The following is an 18,482-nucleotide window of genomic DNA, read 5'->3' as shown; positions in this document are numbered from 1 at the left end:
TCACAATCTAAACAGTCATTATTTACCAACCCGTTTCCCAATCTTTCCACACTGGATTTAATCCCCGCTCAAGCATGGCTTTTGCGACCAATGTAGGCGAGCGCTCATCACTTATCTCAAACTGATCTAGCTCTGTATTAGGTTCGACATAGCCACCGGGTTGGGTTGAGCTCCCAGCACTCACATTGGTAACACCCAGTGCAAACAAGTTGTTTCTGAGCTCAGGGGTTTCACGGGTTGATAAGCTAATTTCAAGCTGTTGATTAAACAATCTAAAGGCGCAGATCATCTGCACTAATCCCTTATCGGTAAGCTCAACTTTGGGGGCAACGCCACCAGTACAAGGCCTAAGCCTTGGCAAAGAGATACTATAGCGACTACGCCAATAGGTTTTCTCAAGGTAATCTAAATGATGCCCCATTAATAGCGCGTCTAGGCGCCAATCATCTAATCCGAGTAACACCCCTAAACCAATTTTATCAACACCGGCACGAGCAACTCTATCAGGCGACTCAAGCCGATAAGCGAAGTCACTCTTCTTGCCACGAGTATGATGCTCGCCATAAGTTACTGGATTATAGGTTTCTTGATATAGCATCACCGCATCAAGCCCTTCATCTATAAGCTCTTTATAATCTTGCTCTTCTAGCGGCTGTACTTCCATTGCTACATGACTAAAGTGCTGCCTGATTAAAGGCAACATTTGCTTAAAATAAGGCACTCCCACTTTAGTTTCATGCTCGCCAGAGACTAATAATATGGAGTCATAACCCATAGCTTTTATTGGCCGGATCTCGTTATGGATCTCATTCTCAGTCAAAGTCTTACGCTTTATTTTATTGCTCATGGTAAAGCCGCAATAATCACATTCATTAGCGCATAGGTTAGATAAATAGAGCGGAATATACATACCGATACTCGCGCCAAAGCGTTGCCGAGTTAGAGTGACAGACTGCTGCGCCATCTGTTCTAAGTATGGCTCTGCTGCAGGAGACAATAGTGCTAATAAGCTATCTAAGTTGCCCGATGGACGTTGTAGCGCCTGCTCTACGTCTTTAGCCGTCGTCGAATAAAGCCTTAATTTAAGCTCGCTTCTAGAAAGCTGCTTAAACACATCGACAAAACTCGTAGGCACTGGATACTTCGAAGCAGTATCCTTGCTCTGGGAGTTTAGTGTTGTTGAACCGATGCTATTCATTTAAAAAGCCTGTTAACGGACTGGTGTTATGTGCTTGATGACTCACTGCACCTAAACCCGCAATATAAGCCTGACGCCCGGTATTTACGGCTTGTGCAAAACAGTGCCCCATCGCAACCGGATCAGAACTACTGGCGATTGCAGTATTGACCAGTACAGCATCAGCGCCAAGCTCCATAGCGTGAGTTGCTTGTGAAGGAGCGCCAATACCCGCATCAACAATCACAGGCACATTAGCCTGCTCGATAATGATTTTTAAAAAGGTTTCAGTTGCCAAGCCCTGATTAGAGCCAATTGGACTACCTAATGGCATCACCGCTGCGCAGCCGACTTCTTCAAGGCGGCGACACAACACAGGATCGGCATGTACGTAAGGCAACACCACATAGCCTTGCTCACATAAAATTCGCGCTGCTTCTAAAGTTTCAATAGGATCAGGCATCAGATATTTAGGGTCAGGGTGAATTTCAAGTTTCACCCAGTTTGTGCCTAACATTTCACGTGCTAAATGCGCGGCAAATATGGCTTCTTTGACATTTCTCGCACCAGCCGTATTAGGTAATAACTTTACGCCGCTATCGAGCAATGGCTGTAAAATGTTGTCACTGCCAGTACTAAGGTCTAATCGCTTTACAGCCAAGGTAACAAGCTGTGATTGTGATGCTTTAATCGCAGCTAACATGGTTTCCGGTTGAGCAAATTTACCCGTTCCCGTGAATAGTCTCGATTCAAATTGATGATCAGCAATTGTTAACATATTAACCTCCTGCTACTACAGAAAAAATTTCAAACTTGTCACCGGCTAAACAACACTCCGACTGCCAGCGCACGCGAGGTACAATTTCACTGTTGATCGCCACAGCAATAGCGTTTACATCGGCGCCTGCTAATTCGGCATAGATTTCAATTACACTTTGTACTGTTGAGTTAATCGCAACCTGTTTGGTTTCATCATTAATACTGATATCAATGCTGTCTGTAGCTTTATTCATATTGGTTCTCCGTAAACGGAAATTTTTTACAAGCTGACTTGGCCGCAGCGGAAGTATATTCATTGCCGCAGATCATGCATTCTGGGTTACGCAGCAAACGGGCTTCTCGCCAGCTAAACTGATTACCATCAAAACGATACAGTTTACCGATCAGTGCTTTATTACCCATTATCAATTGTAAAGCCATCAAGGCCTGCATCGATGCCAAAGTACCGACCATAGGCCCCAATACCCCCACTGTTTGACAGCTCTGATTAACTCGCATGTCAGCTGGAAACAAACAGTGATAACAGCCTGATTGTGGACTTACATGTTGATCAATACTGAGTAATTGTCCTTGGAAGTGGGCAGCAGATGCTGACACTAGACCAATTTGCTGCTTAATCGCTAACTGATTAATAAAATGCCTAGTCGCGAAGTTATCACTGCAATCGAGCAACAAATCAATCTCAGCACTATTTAGCACTGACTCAGCATTGTTATGGTTTAAATGTTCAGTTACAGCGGAAACGCCCGTTTGCTCATAAGCTCGGCGGAGTTTTGTTTTAGCCACTAAGGCTTTATATAGACCTAAGTCACTATCATCAAACAACAGCTGGCGTGGTAAATTGGACACTTCCACCGTATCACCGTCCACTAGTGTTAGATGACCAATACCTGCAGCCGCAAGGTATTGCGCTACGAGATGACCTAGGCCGCCAATGCCAATAATGACGACCTTTGCATCAGCAAAGGTTTGCTGACCCGCCTCACCAACTTCAGGCAATAAGATTTGCCGTGAGTAACGGATAAACTCTTTATCAGTTAGTGGCATCTCTACAACTCCCACCAGGTTTGCTGCAACGCAGTAAAAGCGGCAGCGGGATCATCAGCCTCAGTGACGGCACGCACCACGGCAACGTCATCCACGCCTGTTGCTTTAACGCTATTGACACGTGCAGCATCAATACCGCCTATCGCGACTATCGGTAGATCCCCTTTCATTAACGACACATAGCGGGCTAATTTATTCAGTCCCTGTGGCTTTGAAGGCATAACCTTAGTTGTTGTCGGAAAAATATGACCGAACGCGATATAAGAAGGCTTATGTTGTTTAGCCAGCAATATTTCAAAATAGCTATGGCTAGAAAGCCCAAGCGCCAGCTTGGCAGCGCGCAACTGTTCTAGGTTGCTAGCAATAAGGTCTTCTTGTCCTAAATGCACCCCATAAGCTTGATGTTTAATCGCCAATTGCCAATGATCATTGATAAATACTCGCGCCTTGTAATCACGGCCAAGTGAAATAGCCTGAATAATGCTGCGCTCAAGCGTTACATCAGTAGGATCTTTTACCCTTAACTGGATTGTTTTAGCACCCGCTTTAAGTAAGGTTTCGAGCATTTCAACATCTGCAACCACAGGGTAAAGCCCCAAGGACTCTTCAATCTGCTTGAAACTGGCTTGCTCATGCCTATAAGTTTTAAGCGGCATAGGCTCTATTTCGTTGGTCGTCACAAGCTTGATGTATGGAAAATCAACTAACTCCTTCGGCCAAGCCGTTCTTGCCAAGCAGCCGGGGCCTTGACCTATCTGATAGCTGGCCTTAAGCCCCGAATTTACATAAGCCTTAGCCACAACCACCGCATCATTAAGCACAAAGCCATGAGCCATTACCGCTGCGATAGCAGACGATAATGTGCAGCCTGTACCATGATTATTATTTGTATCAATTCGATTACTCGATAGCCAAAAGCTCTGCCACTGGTGCTTATCAGAGATCCCATCAACATCGGTGCATACCAGTAAATCGTTAGCTTGCTGCTGACACCAAGCAGGCCCGTTATCACCGCCTTTTGCTAACACTGAAGTATTTAAGGTTTCAGATAGCTTTTGGGCAGCAGCAATACATGCATCAACACTTGTAAGCTCAGTGGCTGCAAGCACAGCCAATTCACTCACATTCGGCGTGATTAAGGTTAATAACCCTTTAAACGGCGTAAAGTCTAAGCCGCCACCATTTGCTAGGGCATCACCGCAAGTAGCCACCATCACAGGATCGAGAATCACAGGCACGTTTTTGCCTGATTGCAACCAACAAGCTTGCTGCTCTGTTAACCATTTAGCTAGCAGCTCTATTTGAGCCTGATCGGCCAGCAAGCCTATTTTTATCGCCGCTGGCGGTAAATCACTCGCTAAAGTATCAAGCTGAGACTGCAACATTTTGCTTGATACAGACTCAACCAACGCCACAGTAACCGAGCTTTGCGCGGTTACTGCGGTGATCACACTGCAAGCGTGGGCCTCAAGATCTGACATGGTTGCCAGATCAGCTTGAATACCCGCACCACCGCCACTATCTGAGCCCGCTATAGTCCATACAATAGGACGATTCACAGATAACGCATCTGGGTTTGCCATGATTAGTCCTCTAGTGCTACATCAGGCTGTTTATTACTTGCTTCATGGTAAAGCTCTGCGCCTTTCGCCTTAAACTCGGCCGACATTTGTGCCATACCTTGCGCTCGTTCAACAGCCAATTTTGCCGCCTCAGCATCGCTACCGCTATAAGACTCATATTCCGCGGCAGATTTAATATCAATGGTTTTAGCCCCAGCTTCACGCTCTTGCGCCGCAGCGTAATCACGCACTTCTTGGGTAATTTTCATTGAGCAGAATTTTGGGCCACACATAGAGCAAAAATGAGCAACTTTAGCTGATTCTTGTGGCAGTGATTCATCGTGATAAGCACGGGCGGTTTCAGGGTCTAAACCTAGGTTATATTGGTCTTCCCAACGAAACTCAAAACGCGCTTTTGATAAGGCATTGTCACGAATTTGCGCGCTCGGATGCCCTTTCGCCACATCTCCAGCATGAGCAGCAATTTTGTAGGCAATTAGACCTTGCTTAACATCTTCCTTGTTTGGCAAACCTAAATGCTCTTTAGGCGTGACATAACAAAGCATCGCGCAGCCATACCAAGCAATCATTGCAGCGCCAATACCTGAGGTAAAATGATCGTAACCCGGCGCAATATCGGTCGTTTGTGGGCCTAAAGTATAGAATGGTGCTTCATCACACACCTCTAGCTGCTTATCCATGTTCTCTTTAATCAGATTCATTGGAATATGGCCCGGACCTTCAATAATGGTCTGCACGTCATACTCCCAAGCAATTTTCACCAGCTCACCTAAGGTTTCTAGCTCAGAGAATTGCGCTTCATCATTGGCATCGGCAATTGAGCCGGGACGCATACCATCGCCTAATGACAGCGACACATCATAGGCGGCACAGATTTCACAAATTTCTCTAAAGTGTTCATAAAGGAAATTTTCTTTATGGTGCGACAAACACCACTTAGCCATGATAGAGCCACCGCGAGAAACAATACCGGTTAAGCGTTTAGCCGTCATCGACACATAGCGCAGTAATACGCCGGCATGAATCGTAAAGTAATCCACGCCCTGCTCTGCTTGTTCAATTAAGGTATCGCGGAATGTTTCCCAGTTAAGATCTTCAGCAACACCATTCACTTTCTCTAGTGCTTGATAGATAGGAACGGTACCAATAGGTACCGGAGAGTTACGAATAATCCATTCGCGGGTCTCGTGAATATAACGACCGGTAGATAAGTCCATTACCGTATCGGCGCCCCAACGGGTCGACCAAACTAGCTTTTCAACTTCTTCTTCAATCGATGAGGTTACCGCTGAGTTACCTATATTGGCGTTAACCTTAACTAAAAAGTTACGGCCAATAATCATCGGCTCTGCTTCTGGATGGTTAATGTTTAGTGGGATAATTGCGCGGCCGCGAGCAATTTCTTGCCTAACAAACTCAGGGGTAATTGGTTCACCAATCGCAGCACCAAAACTCTCGCCTTTGTCTTTTTGGGTCAGAATTGGGTCTGTTACCTCAGACTTTGCCATATTTTCACGTATGGCAATGTACTCCATCTCAGGGGTAATAATGCCTTGGCGAGCATAGTGCAATTGGGTAACACGTTTACCTTCTTTCGCGCGGCGCGGCGGTAATAAAGACTCGAAACGCAGATGGTCTAGGCCATCATCAGCAAGGCGCTGCTGAGTAAAGCCCGAACTTGCACCTTGTAACTGCTCAGTATCACTGCGCTCTTCAATCCAGTTTTCACGGAACTTCTCAAGACCTTTACGCACATCAATCAGTGTATCAGGATCTGAGTAGGCACCCGCGCAGTCATACACCTTTAACGGCGGGTTGGCTTCAAATACAGGATTGGTTTCGTCACCACCAATAAGCGTATCGGCTTGATGAATTTGGCGCATACCCACTTTAAGGTCAGCACGGCTACCTTCAAGGTAGATTTTCTCAGAATTTGGGTGTTGTAGTGGTTTTAGATTATCAATAAATTGTTGAGCTTGAGCTCGGGTTTCGCGACGATTTGACATTAGCAAACTCACTTTAAAAAAAGAAATGAAGTTGCTTGCCAGGAGAAAATGAGAATCTGAAAAGTTGAACATATAACTAGGGGTAAATTCTAGTTACACGTAACCACCGAAATGCTGCTTTGGCGCTTATTTAAAAGTCAGTTTATGCAGTTATTTCGCTTGTTTCCTTCGCAGGTTCTAGCCTGATCAGGTTCAACGGATCCCGAATTAACGGTCTCAGCCATATGGCACTCCGACAAGATGAGCTGGCAGTATAGACCTATCCGCAGGTGAGATACAAGGGCTTAAAAAGTTATTAGACCAGAAGTTAAAGACTTAGCCATCAAAGCTCAAGCTGATGATATTCAAGGACTTTGAATCGCTACTTTATAGTAAACGGTCATCAACTTGAGTTTTTATCAAACAAATTTTTTATTATTTCCCCAGCATACGCTTTTCTAGTCGAGCAGCGATGGCCTCATTAATTGCTTTTTTAACCTTGTCGCCACCACAATTGAAAGGGTAACCGATAGTCTCGGCATAAGGGTTAATTTGGTCGCCAATTTTAACGATGCGATAGCAAGTATCGCCTTTTCTAATGATGCGATTAGGATCCAGTACATGATCGGTGGTGACCACCTTACTGTACTTATCTATCTCCGGAAAAACGAGTTCCTGCATTTCGCCATCCATCTCACTAAGCGAGCGTTTTTGGCTATAGTTAGCCGCGCTACTTACGACCAGTTCATCAAGTTTATTCGCCCGCTGTTTTGCAAGATAAGATTGGGTAAAGCGCTTTGCTGAGGTGTTTTTGGATGTATCAGCACTCGGGGCAGATAATGCAGTTGCCACTTTAGCTTTATCATCAATTGCCTGTGATAAGTCAGTTTTGGGCGCAGACTTAATTTGTTTACTAGGCTCTTGAACTTCTGTGCGCTTAATCCTTGCCGTATCCTGATTATTAACAGCTAGCTTATCCTTTAATGGCGTTGTTGCACTTGGCTTACTCTCAAATAGGCTCTCTATGCGGCCCTCTAACAAAGGATCAGCTTTTGGCGCTTGGTATAAGTAAGATTGGATTGTAGTCTCGGCCAGTTTATTAACGCTTACAGTAGGTCTAACCCAAAAGTAATTGACCGCTACAATGACAGCAACATGCACTAAAAGCACGCTAATAATCAGCACTGAAAATGGTGATAATCGAGATCTTGCTAAATACGATTTAGATAACACATTGGTTGCGGTATTATCTCGCACTATTGGTGTAACAGGGTTTTGTAATATAACGCTATTGTTACCTGAGGAACGACCGTGGCGGCTATCCTCAGTCTGTCTATCGATGTTTAGAGGCTGAATAAAATAAGCGCTGGGTTCTAGAACACCTTCAGCGCCATAAAATACCGTTATCAACCTATCATCTAAGCAAGTATCAGTCGCTGAGTATGCCGTAAAATGTCTTTTGTCATCGACGTTAGCCTCAACCTTAGCATTGAAATCCTTTTTGACGGTTATTTGCTTCATGCAGTTAACTTGATCCTATTTGAACTATTATCCCTATTCAGCTGTAATTTAGAGCAAGCTTAATGAAATTAGTTCAACATTGATTCTACCGACTAAAGCCAACACAAAATGACTAAAAGTCTCCAATAATAACAGCATTAACACCAACCAATTTAAGCGTACACGTGTTAGCTAAACCTGTGGCTTTTCAATTCAAAACTGTTACACTGGGCCTAATTGTGGTCAAACCAGAAGTCTTTTATACGATGGCAGTAGAACAAGCGACAGTTTCAGACAATCAAACATCTCCAACAATAGAGAAGCAAATTACTGTGGCAAATTACTGCGCCAAAGAAGAACTTGCTAACAGTATTAGTCATGGCCTCGGTGTCATTATAGGTATTGTTGGGCTTATCCTTTGCTTGCTAAAGGGCTATGACCACTTAAGCTTTGTGCAATTAAGTGGAGTTGTTATTTACTGCGCAAGTTTCATTCTGTTATTTCTATGCTCAACCTTGTATCACAGCGCCACATCACCACTTTTAAAGCATAAATTAAAAATTGCCGATCACTGTGCTATTTACCTTTTGATTGCAGGCACTTATACGCCTTTAATGCTTATCACGCTCACAAGTAGTGATGCAGATTGGGTGCTAATTGCTATCTGGTCACTCGCTATCGGTGGAGTATTATTTAAAACCCTGTTTATTGGTCGCTTTAAAGCGTTTAGCTTAATTCTGTACCTTGTTATGGGCTGGCTTTGTGTGACTGTGATGCAAGATTTAATTGCCAATATGTCAGATCTTGGCTTTAACTTACTCATAAGTGGTGGGTTATTTTATAGCTTAGGCGTGATATTTTACGTGGCTAAGAAGATCCCCTTTAATCATGCTATTTGGCATTTGTTTGTGTTAGCTGGGGCTGTTTGTCATTTCTTATGTATTTATCTGACAGTGATTTAATATCTATAAATGACGAGCAAACCTAAATATCTTCGTTACTCATAAAGTTTCATCTTTAATCATAAGGCGCTAACGGCGCCTTATTCATTGATAATCAATAATGACAATGAGCTTGTGATGAATTACTCGCAGAACTGTTGAAATTCAGCTTGTAAACATTGCGCAGGTACATCCATGTTCGCTTTCTTAAACAATTCGATAATGCACTCTAGCGTACATAACCCCCCTTCGATTTGGTTACGGCGCAAAGTAAACTCTGATGTAGCGGTTTCAGTTAATGAATAAGTTCGTGCTGTTTTCAAGTATGGGCTCTGGCGTAACATTTTACGTGCTTCTTGCCATGTAGCATCTAAGATTATCAAAGTCTCTGGAAGCGCTTTGACTTCTTTTGCTTGCCCACCTATAGCTTCTTGCCCATTGGTAGCATCATTAGGGAATAAAAGAGCGGTACCGGGCAGAGCTAATTTATCTAATAATGCCGGGGCCGGATTAACACGTGACCAAATAATTCGCTCACAATGCTCGCCTGCAAATTTAAGGGCAATATTACCTGTATTAGTTGGACGAGTGGCTTCGCGTTCATGGGTTAAAAGTATAACGTGCACAGCAGTGGCTCTTTAATCTGTAATATGTAAAACACGGTTGCAGTATATACCCAAAATGGGCCTAATGCAGACTAGTCTCAATGAAAGTCTCGAGAACGAATCGATAACTTATCCAGTTCATGGGATATGTCCTCAAGCTTGCCAGCTACAACATGAGTCACACCGGATTGTCTCTCTAAAATACCGCTCACTTTCATGATTTTTGACACTAAATACGCTTGGCGCTGAGCTCTTGCTGTAGCACTCCAAACAACAAGGTTTACATTACCAGTTTCATCTTCCAAGGTGATAAATGTCACCCCCGATGCAGTCCCAGGCCTTTGCCGACCAACCACCAGCCCTGCCACTGTCACGACTTGACCACTGCGACAATTATCAAGTTGTTCAGCGGTTAAGCAGTGACGCAAACAGGATTGATATGAGCTAGGCTTTGCTCTAAGCATTGCCATCGGGTGCTCACCTAATGTAACACCTGTATAAGCATAATCAGCTTGCATAGACTCAGCAGTTGTAGGTGCAGCTAACTGAGGCGTGACCTGATGCTTGTTAATCAAATCAGCTTTTATCCGTTTACTCTCTCCCTTGGTATACTTATTTAGTTGCTCGAGTTCATCGGCAGCAAACAGCGGTAAACTCTGCTGACAAGCCGACAGCTGCCAACGAACTTGGTGTCTATGCCCTGCAAGATTTACAAATGCGTTTGCACTCGCCAAGGTTTCAAGTTCATGGCGGGCAATTCCTAACTGATAGATCTGCTCAAGCTGATGAAACCCTTGCTCTGGTCTTAACTCTACAAGTCGAGCACACTCTTTTTGGTTGAGTCCTTTCACTAATCTAAAGCCCAACCGTAACTGCTGCACACCATTTTCATCAGACTCTAAACTGTGCTGCCACTGACTTTGATTGATGCAAACTGGTAGCACCTTTACACCGTGTCGTTTCACATCTTGAATTAACTGTGACGGGCTATAAAACCCCATAGGTTGACTATTAAGTAACGCACAGCAAAATACCGCCGGATAGTGGTATTTTAAATACGCTGAAACATAAGCAAGTAGCGCAAAGCTTGCAGAGTGTGACTCTGGGAAACCATATTCACCGAAACCTTTTATTTGCCGGTAAATTTGCTCGGCAAACTCTGTCGAATAACCACGGCTCTGCATGCCATTTAACAGTTTTGCTTCAAACTGTTGTAACTCTCCCGAACGTTTCCAGCTTGCCATCGCACGCCTTAATTGGTCGGCTTCGCCGCCAGAAAATCCCGCAGCCACCATAGCTAATTGAATCACTTGTTCCTGAAAAATCGGCACCCCCATAGTGCGTGATAAAACTGATTCAACCTCAGTACTTGGGTAACTCACCTTCTCTAACCCGTCTCGGCGCCTTAAGTAAGGGTGCACCATATCGCCTTGAATTGGACCCGGACGAACAATGGCAATTTGCACCACTAAATCGTAATAGCATTTAGGTTTGAGCCTTGGCAACATTGAGGTTTGCGCCCGCGACTCCACTTGAAACACGCCAATGCTATCCCCTTGTTGTAGCATTTGGTACACCTCAGCTTGCTCCCAGCAAATATCTGCCATTGAAAATGCTTGAGCTTGCTGTAATTGATTAGCGCTATCGCGAGTTTTAGATTGAGTAATTAACTGAAAACACTTTCGAATAGCAGTTAACATGCCTAAAGCCAACACATCGACTTTTAGCAGGCCTAAGCTTTCTAAATCGTCTTTATCCCACTGAATAACCGTTCTATCTGCCATTGCAGCATTCTCAACTGGCACCAACTCACTTAATGGTCCAGATGAAATAATAAATCCGCCCACATGCTGAGACAAATGCCGCGGAAAACCTAAGATCTCCTGCACCAAAGGCAATAAATACTGACCAATTCCCTCTTTTGGCACCAAGCCTTTAGCCTCTAACTGGCTTAGCCAATCAAACTCACTATCGCGCCTATCGACACTGTGCAGTATATGTTCAATGTGTTGTCTGTCTATACCTAAGGCTTTACCGACGTCGCCCATGGCACTTTTAAAGCGATAGCTGATCACCGTAGCGGCAAGTGCTGCACGTTCGCGGCCGTACTTACTATAAATATATTGGATGATCTCTTCGCGGCGCTCATGCTCAAAATCGACGTCAATATCTGGCGGTTCATTACGCTCTTTAGACACAAAGCGCTCAAACAACATATTGACTTTAGTTGGGTCAACTTCGGTGATCCCTAAGCAATAACACACAACTGAATTAGCCGCCGAGCCTCTGCCTTGATGTAAAATATTCTGTGATTTAGCAAACTGAACTATGTCGTAAATGGTTAAAAAGAAATACTCATACTGCATCTCTTTAATTAACAGCAGCTCTTTTAAATATTGCAGCTTAACCGATACAGGGATCTTGTGGTTAAAACGCCAATTCGCGCCCTTTTCAACTTCAACAGCTAAATATTCACTCGCAGTGACGTTGCTAGGAACAACTTCACTTGGATATTCGTATCTCAGTTCATCTAAACTGAAGTCACACTGCCGTGCTATCACTAAGCTGTTATCAATCCAAGCTTTAGGGTACCGCTTAGCAATCGCATTTAACGGTTTTAATGCCGTTTCTGTGTTTGCGAGTAACAACGCACCAGCTTGCTCTAATTGAGTGGCGTAGCGAATACAAGTCAGCACATCTTGCAGCTTTTGTCGCTGCTCACAATGCATACGCACATTACCTGCAGCTACGCATTCAATCTGTAAGTTATCCGCTAGTGATTGCCATAACTGCAGCTTTAATGCTTCACCAGCCAGTAAGCTTCGCTCCATTAATAAGTAACAACGCTCAGCAAATGCTGAAACTAATCCTTGAGCAATAGTCAAACACTGCGCTTGATATGCCTGCAACTGACTCGCTACTTGGACAGTTGATTCCAATGCTTGCCCAAGAGGCTGAGGCTGCCACAATAAAATACACTCATCTAATCCATTTAAAAGCTCAGTAAACTGCAGCTGATAAGCGCCCTTTTCTGCTCGGCGACGGGATGAGGTGATAAGCTGACTTATTTGCCCATAGCCTTTACGGTTTTTAGCCAAGAATACAAATACGCCTTCAGCTAGGCGAAACTCCGCGCCGACTAATAAACGGATTTGATGCTTTTTGGCCGCTTCATGGGCTTTGACTATGCCTGCAAACGAGCATTCATCAGTTATCGCGATTGCTTTGTAACCTAGCTTTGCCGCTTGCTCCACGAGCTCATGAGGATGAGAGGCTCCCCTTAAGAAGCTATAGTTTGAAATAGCGTGTAGCTCTGCATACATTAGCTAAACCATCCATGTAGATAGAAGCCCTCTTGCTCTTGGTAAACCCAGCACAGCCCACCATCAACATGGCTAGCAATGTAATAGTCTCGGCAATAGTAAGCTTGCTGCCACCAATGGGTTTGTAATCGCTCAGGTCCTTTCAATAATTCAAACTCTGTTCTAGCAATGACCTCAGGCTGAGCAAGTAGCCAAAAAGGCCTGCAAGCCCCAAACGACAAAGTATGTTCCTGCTGCCTAGTTTGTACCTTGCCAATACTGTTAAGTGTTGTACTCTGCCAACTATGCTCAGGTAAGTGCTCAGAGACTGACGCAATACCTTTAACTTTATCGCTGCCAAGCCGCGCTTGTAAGCTCGATAACAAGTAGCGGCCGGCATCGTTTTTCCCAGCTTTTGCATGAGTGAGTAAATGAGTTTGCCCTTGAGTAATTGGCGCAAATTTATTGGCATAAATACACAGTTCAACCACTGGCTGATATAAGGTTACGCGCTCAAGTTGCATACGGCATAAACTAAGCAGTTCGGCGCTTCTATGTTCAGCGAAGGGATAGTAAATTGTCAGCTCTAAAGGCGCTAACTCTCGGTCACGATAACCTAAACTTAAACTCAGTGTTTGCAGTGCCCATTGACGCTGCACTAAATAACTGGCGAGATCATCTAACATTCGCCTTAGCGGGAAGATGATTCCCAGCATAGACTCAACTTCATAGAGTAAGGTCAGTTTTTGCTGATAATGGCTAGCAGGCTCAAAATACTGCATTGGCTGGGGTAGCTTGCCACTGATCTTAGTCAGTAACTGTAATAAAGGTTTACCAAAGCGCTGACCAAGATCTTTTTCGGGTAATGCGGTTAACATAGATAGCGTATGCAAACCCATATTAACAAATGCCTCGGATAAATAGTTTGATACCGGTAAAGCCTTAATCGGCAGAGTATCTAGCAACAAACAATTATGTTCATGTTGTAAATAACGGTTTTGCAGATCCGCTTGCTGTTCAAGCTCTGATGCTTTTTCATTACTCTGATAACCTTGTTCAAGAAAAACCTTATGCAAGCTATCGGATAAGGAACTAAATATTGGTGCTTGCAGCGCTAAAAGCTGTGCTGCTAGTGGTGTTTCAGCAATCGCAAGCTGTACGTCTAGCCCTAGTGCTAAAGCCTTTTGCCCATATTGTTGAACCAGATTGTCAATGCCATCAAACACTAACCCCATGGAGCTAACTTCTAACACTAAGCAGTCATCAACAAACTCATTCACTGAGAACTTGCCTGCTTTTTTAACCAAGCTTTGGTTAAATACAGCACCGTCATTAGTCAGTTCCTGTTTGGCATATTGCGCGGCTAGCGAGCAATGCAGCGGCGCAACTCGGGCGCTAAACGCATAACTCCACTGACAGAGCCAGTCAGAAGCTTGTTGAGTCACATGAACGTCAAACTCTATCAGTACCACTTCAGCCAATAAGCTTTGCGCAGTGCTAATACTCATGCCACAGCGAATTCCTGATTGTGTTGCACTGTGATCACAGGCTAATACTTGTAATGACTTAGGCTCAAATAACACACAGCCATCAGTAGATTGCTGTTGATGTAAATACCTAAGATATTGAAATGCCCATTGAGGATAATAAGCTGCAAGCCATAACATATTGATTTTCTCGGCAGTTATTGTTCAGTTAGAACCCAATAAATTAAGGCGCTGCATGAGCAATGTTATCGACGATACTAAGCTTGAGTGTCTGTTCTATTGGCAGGTCTTTAACGATTGTTCTTCTTTGAGGAACACTAGCAACTAACGCTTCTGCTGATAGCTTATGCGTTAAATAGTCGGGCGTCCCAAGTAAGCTTTCTTTTAAATGGGGTGGCAGTAACGACAAACTAAATGCTTTACTCGGCCAACCGCCTCTGCGCTTAATAATATTAATGCAGCTATCGCCACAGCGTTCCACTGCCCTAATGGCATTAACATTATTAGCATTTACACTCTTTTTAGGCTGGGGCTGATCTTTAGCTTTAACTTGAGTTTGCTCTTTAAACTGTTTATTAGAATGAGCTTGCTCATTGGAAATCGCTTTAGTGTTCATTTGATTACGGCGGAAATACGAACGTTTAAGCGTTAAGCGTAAATTAACTGGATGCGCGTTATCAGCCAACTTGTTTGGTAAATATAATAGACACAATGCTTGGCCTTTTTCTGCGGCGAGCTGCAGTCGTCTCGACTCTGTAATAGATAAATAATCCAGCCACGCCAACACGAGAGGTACAGCGCCACTACTCAATGCCTGCTCTATGGACCATAACTGCTCTTTTCTGTCGCTGGTATCAATCCAAATTAAACGCTCAACCTCCACACCCTGTAATTCAAGCGCTTGAGGATTAGGAATATAAGGCGGCGCAACCAGCATGACTAATGACTCTACATGGTTTGTATCAGCTGCGCATGTCTTGCTAGCTTCAGAGTCCTGCTCTGAAGCAAACGTTTGCGATACAACACCTTTACCAATCAGTTGCTGTAATAAGGGTAATACTAGCGTTAACTCGCCTTGGCCGGGATTATCGTATAAACACTCACATACACCTTGTTTAGGCCAGCCATTATCAGCCAAGTGCTTATTGAGCAGCGAAAAGCCAGTGCAATAAGCCTCGCTCTGATGCTGCCATTGCTCACCTAACCAGAGATCTTGTCGCTCAAGTAAATTGGCTAGCGGCAGCTTTACTTTTAGCTCACTGCTTGAACGTTGATTAATTTGCTGCTGAGCAGCAATATTTGCCTCCTTTAATTCATCCGCAGTTAATGCTGTAGCGTAACTCATCATCATGCACCTAATTTCGTCGACCAGCTCTTCACCTCTCATCTCGCCATTTAGCATTCGTTTGCTTAAGGCTGAGCAAGCATATTCAACGGCCCAATAAATACTGTATAAAAACACAGTATAGTTATCTTTTATTAGATCGCAAGAGATCTTACCTGCAAAAAAAAGCGCTCCTCTTAGAGAGGAGCGCTTAAGTGCTTAATTTAGCGCCGCGTTATTACTGATTAGATAACGTGGCTAACTGAATGCTTACTTGTACTTTTTAACTTTCTTCAATGCGACTTGTTGCTTAAGCATAGAAAGATGATCGGTAAATACGATACCATTAAGATGGTCCATTTCATGTTGTAGAACGATCGCTAAGAATTCATCAGTATCAATTTCAAACGCTTTACCGTCACGATCTAATGCACTGACTTTAACCCCTTCATGGCGGTTTACTTTAGCGCGATAGCCAGGAATAGATAGGCAACCTTCTTCACCTTGATACTCACCACGAGACTCAACGATTTCAGGGTTAATCAACACCATTGGCTGATCACGCTCTTCAGATAAGTCGATAACTAAAATAGCATGCAAACTACCAACCTGAGTCGCTGCTAAACCGATACCGTCTTCGGTGTCATACATAGTTTCAATTAGATCGTCGATAAAGCCTTGTACTGACGCAATATCAGTTACTGGCACAGCTTTACGCTTTAAGCGCTCATCGGGGATCGTTAAGATGTCTAACACTGCCATATTCTTATCACACTAATGTTAACTAAAAAATTCGCGCTATTATGACCGAATCATCAATAAAGGCAATCTCGACTTATATTTAAAGTCAGCAATCCCTCTACTAGAGGGCTTATTAGCACAATAATTCACGAATTCCAGCCCTATAAACTCACCATTTCTGCCTACTAAAGCGTTTCTATTTTGCACAATTAGATCCACTTTTTATTAACATGTGATAGCATAAATCAAAATGTATAAAATATACGGAAAATAATATGACCTCTGCAGGACGCACTGCGCTGCCCCCTACATTCTTCGTTGCCAATACAATGGAGATCTTCGAACGCTTAGCCTGGTATGGTTTTTTCGCCCTATCATCTTTATATATGACCTCGCCACAAAACCAAGGTGGATTAGGTTTTTCAGAGCAAGAACGCGGGCTATTGCAAGGCATGATCCCCTTTTTTCTGTACTTATTTCCGGTATTAACGGGCGCCCTTGCTGATAGATATGGCTATCGAAAGATGTTCCTTGTCGCCTACGCGATTATGTGTCCGAGTTATTATCTTCTCGGCCAAGTCGATACCTTTATGGGATTTTTTGTCGCTTTTATGGGCGTTGCAGTTGGTGCAGCCTGCTTTAAGCCTGTCGTGACCGGCACTGTGGCACGCACGACTGATGACACTAACCGAGGCTTAGGCTTTGGCATATTCTACATGATGGTCAATATTGGTGGCTTCTTAGGTCCGTTCATTGCAGGTTATGTTAGAGCGATTAGCTGGGACTGGGTATTTATCATGTCTGCGTTTTGGATCGCGATTAACTTTATCCCTGCTTATTTCTTTTATAAAGAGCCGACGGATCAAAACCAGCAACAAGGCAAGCCTCTTAAAGCAGTATTTAAAGATATCCAAGAAGTTTTAGGCAACGCTCGCTTTGCGATTTTATTCTTCGGCACGTTAGTTATTTTGATGTCTTATGGTGCTAAATGGATAACGGGTGAAACCACATTAATCATTTATGCCATTTGGTTCGCGGCACATATTATTTGGGATAAACTGGCTTCGACTCATAAGCAAGCTCCTTGGTACGCCCAAAAGATCAGTCTAGGTAATAAACCCTTTGTGATTTACTTGCTGATTTTATCTGGCATGTGGATGGTGTATCAGCAAATCTTTATTACTCTACCTATTTATATACGTGACTTTGTTGATACCTCTGATCTGGTATTGATGCTTGCGCCTTACACTGATCTACTGCAATTTTTTGCACCTGTGGATATTAATTTATTGCAATCAGAACTCACTCGCTTAAGCAGTGAGGTAGCTAACGGCACACTCAATGCTAAACAAGCTTACTTTGAACTGGTGCACACTAAAGTCATGGTACCTACCACTGAAATAAGCCAAGCATTAACCGCTATAGCGCAAACCCCTGCTTTGGCTACTCAATATGCACAAACTTGGGCAAGCGAATATCGTCAAATTAACCCTGAATATTTAATCGGTCTCAACTTCTTATCAATAGTGGTGATGCAATTAATGATCAGCCGTTTTGTTGAACGCTTTCAAGCATTACCAGTTTTAGTGGGTGGCACTATTATTCTAGCTCTCGGCACAGCAATTGGTGGTGTGGCCCATGGCGCGATTATGGGGGGAGCGATGGTGCTTACTTCTATTCTCGTTTTTTCAATTGGTGAAATGGTGGCTTCACCAAAAAGCCAAGAGTATGTGGCAAGCTTTGCGCCTAATGACAAAAAAGCTATGTTTATGGGCTATTATTTTGTCTCTTCAGCGATTGGATTTTTACTCGCTGGACCACTATCTGGCTATTTATATTCAGAAGTGGCTAAAGGCGCAGATAGACCAGATTTGATGTGGTACATCATTGGCGCACTGGGATTATTAACAGCACTTGGCTTAGTGCTGTTCCATAAATTTGGTACAACGCCGCAAGCAGTGGTTAGCTCCCCTACACTAGCGCAAGTTAATTAGTCTATCACGACACTTA

At 43.7% G+C, this 18,482-nt stretch carries 14 protein-coding genes and 1 riboswitch; of the genes, 2 read left to right on the top strand and 12 right to left on the bottom strand.

The window, feature by feature from the left end:
* Nucleotides 1-22: 22 nt before the first annotated feature.
* The 7 genes from thiH to AB4298_RS16860 form a co-directional block, all read right to left on the bottom strand.
* The gene (gene thiH, locus AB4298_RS16890) at nucleotides 23-1,198 is read right to left on the bottom strand and encodes a 2-iminoacetate synthase ThiH (protein ID WP_371987593.1); all 1,176 of its coding nucleotides are present in this window, start codon (nucleotides 1,196-1,198) and stop codon (nucleotides 23-25) included.
* The gene (locus AB4298_RS16885) at nucleotides 1,191-1,955 is read right to left on the bottom strand and encodes a thiazole synthase (protein ID WP_248997330.1); all 765 of its coding nucleotides are present in this window, start codon (nucleotides 1,953-1,955) and stop codon (nucleotides 1,191-1,193) included. The genes thiH and AB4298_RS16885 overlap by 8 nt, the downstream gene beginning before the upstream one ends.
* Before the next feature lies 1 nt (nucleotide 1,956).
* The gene (gene thiS / locus AB4298_RS16880) at nucleotides 1,957-2,190 is read right to left on the bottom strand and encodes a sulfur carrier protein ThiS (protein WP_248997331.1); all 234 of its coding nucleotides are present in this window, start codon (nucleotides 2,188-2,190) and stop codon (nucleotides 1,957-1,959) included.
* The gene (locus tag AB4298_RS16875; protein WP_371987590.1) at nucleotides 2,183-3,004 is read right to left on the bottom strand and encodes a HesA/MoeB/ThiF family protein; all 822 of its coding nucleotides are present in this window, start codon (nucleotides 3,002-3,004) and stop codon (nucleotides 2,183-2,185) included. Before AB4298_RS16875 ends, thiS begins: the two co-directional genes overlap by 8 nt.
* 2 nt (nucleotides 3,005-3,006) lie before the next feature.
* Nucleotides 3,007-4,587 carry a thiamine phosphate synthase gene (thiE, locus tag AB4298_RS16870; RefSeq protein WP_371987589.1) on the bottom strand — a complete coding sequence of 527 codons (1,581 nt, stop codon included), beginning with the start codon at nucleotides 4,585-4,587 and terminating at the stop codon, nucleotides 3,007-3,009.
* 2 nt (nucleotides 4,588-4,589) lie between these two features.
* The gene (thiC, locus tag AB4298_RS16865) at nucleotides 4,590-6,593 is read right to left on the bottom strand and encodes a phosphomethylpyrimidine synthase ThiC (protein WP_371987588.1); all 2,004 of its coding nucleotides are present in this window, start codon (nucleotides 6,591-6,593) and stop codon (nucleotides 4,590-4,592) included.
* Between the two features lie 146 nt (nucleotides 6,594-6,739).
* Nucleotides 6,740-6,838, bottom strand: a riboswitch (TPP riboswitch).
* Between the two features lie 169 nt (nucleotides 6,839-7,007).
* Nucleotides 7,008-8,093 (bottom strand): hypothetical protein, encoded by a 1,086-nt coding sequence (locus AB4298_RS16860; protein ID WP_371987587.1) that lies wholly within the window; start codon nucleotides 8,091-8,093, stop codon nucleotides 7,008-7,010.
* A 245-nt stretch (nucleotides 8,094-8,338) separates the two neighbouring features.
* On the opposite strand from AB4298_RS16860, the gene trhA reads away from it, so the two are divergent.
* On the top strand, nucleotides 8,339-9,034 hold the full coding sequence (gene trhA, locus AB4298_RS16855; RefSeq protein ID WP_371987586.1) for a PAQR family membrane homeostasis protein TrhA: 696 nt from the start codon (nucleotides 8,339-8,341) through the stop codon (nucleotides 9,032-9,034).
* A gap of 122 nt (nucleotides 9,035-9,156) precedes the next feature.
* Here trhA and AB4298_RS16850 read toward each other — a convergent pair whose 3' ends face one another.
* From AB4298_RS16850 to def, 5 genes are all read right to left on the bottom strand, one after another.
* Nucleotides 9,157-9,639 carry a DTW domain-containing protein gene (locus AB4298_RS16850; RefSeq protein ID WP_371987585.1) on the bottom strand — a complete coding sequence of 161 codons (483 nt, stop codon included), beginning with the start codon at nucleotides 9,637-9,639 and terminating at the stop codon, nucleotides 9,157-9,159.
* Nucleotides 9,640-9,716: 77 nt separating this feature from the next.
* Nucleotides 9,717-12,941 (bottom strand): error-prone DNA polymerase, encoded by a 3,225-nt coding sequence (locus tag AB4298_RS16845; RefSeq protein ID WP_371987584.1) that lies wholly within the window; start codon nucleotides 12,939-12,941, stop codon nucleotides 9,717-9,719.
* A complete protein-coding gene (locus tag AB4298_RS16840; protein WP_371987583.1) occupies nucleotides 12,941-14,587 on the bottom strand; it encodes a Y-family DNA polymerase in 1,647 nt (548 codons plus the stop codon). The genes AB4298_RS16845 and AB4298_RS16840 overlap by 1 nt, the downstream gene beginning before the upstream one ends.
* Before the next feature lie 43 nt (nucleotides 14,588-14,630).
* Entirely contained in the window at nucleotides 14,631-15,869 is a 1,239-nt protein-coding gene (locus tag AB4298_RS16835; protein WP_371987582.1) for an ImuA family protein, read from the bottom strand.
* A gap of 132 nt (nucleotides 15,870-16,001) precedes the next feature.
* A complete protein-coding gene (def, locus tag AB4298_RS16830; RefSeq protein ID WP_248997341.1) occupies nucleotides 16,002-16,493 on the bottom strand; it encodes a peptide deformylase in 492 nt (163 codons plus the stop codon).
* Between the two features lie 254 nt (nucleotides 16,494-16,747).
* On the opposite strand from def, the gene AB4298_RS16825 reads away from it, so the two are divergent.
* Complete coding sequence (locus tag AB4298_RS16825; protein WP_371987581.1) at nucleotides 16,748-18,466, top strand: MFS transporter; 1,719 nt, start codon at nucleotides 16,748-16,750, stop codon at nucleotides 18,464-18,466.
* Nucleotides 18,467-18,482 lie beyond the last annotated feature (16 nt).

The sequence above is a fragment of the Shewanella sp. 10N.261.52.F9 genome (assembly GCF_041471165.1).
Taxonomy (GTDB): domain Bacteria; phylum Pseudomonadota; class Gammaproteobacteria; order Enterobacterales; family Shewanellaceae; genus Shewanella; species Shewanella marinintestina.
Note: the sequence above shows the minus strand (reverse complement) of the source record. Positions and strands in the feature narration are given on the sequence as shown.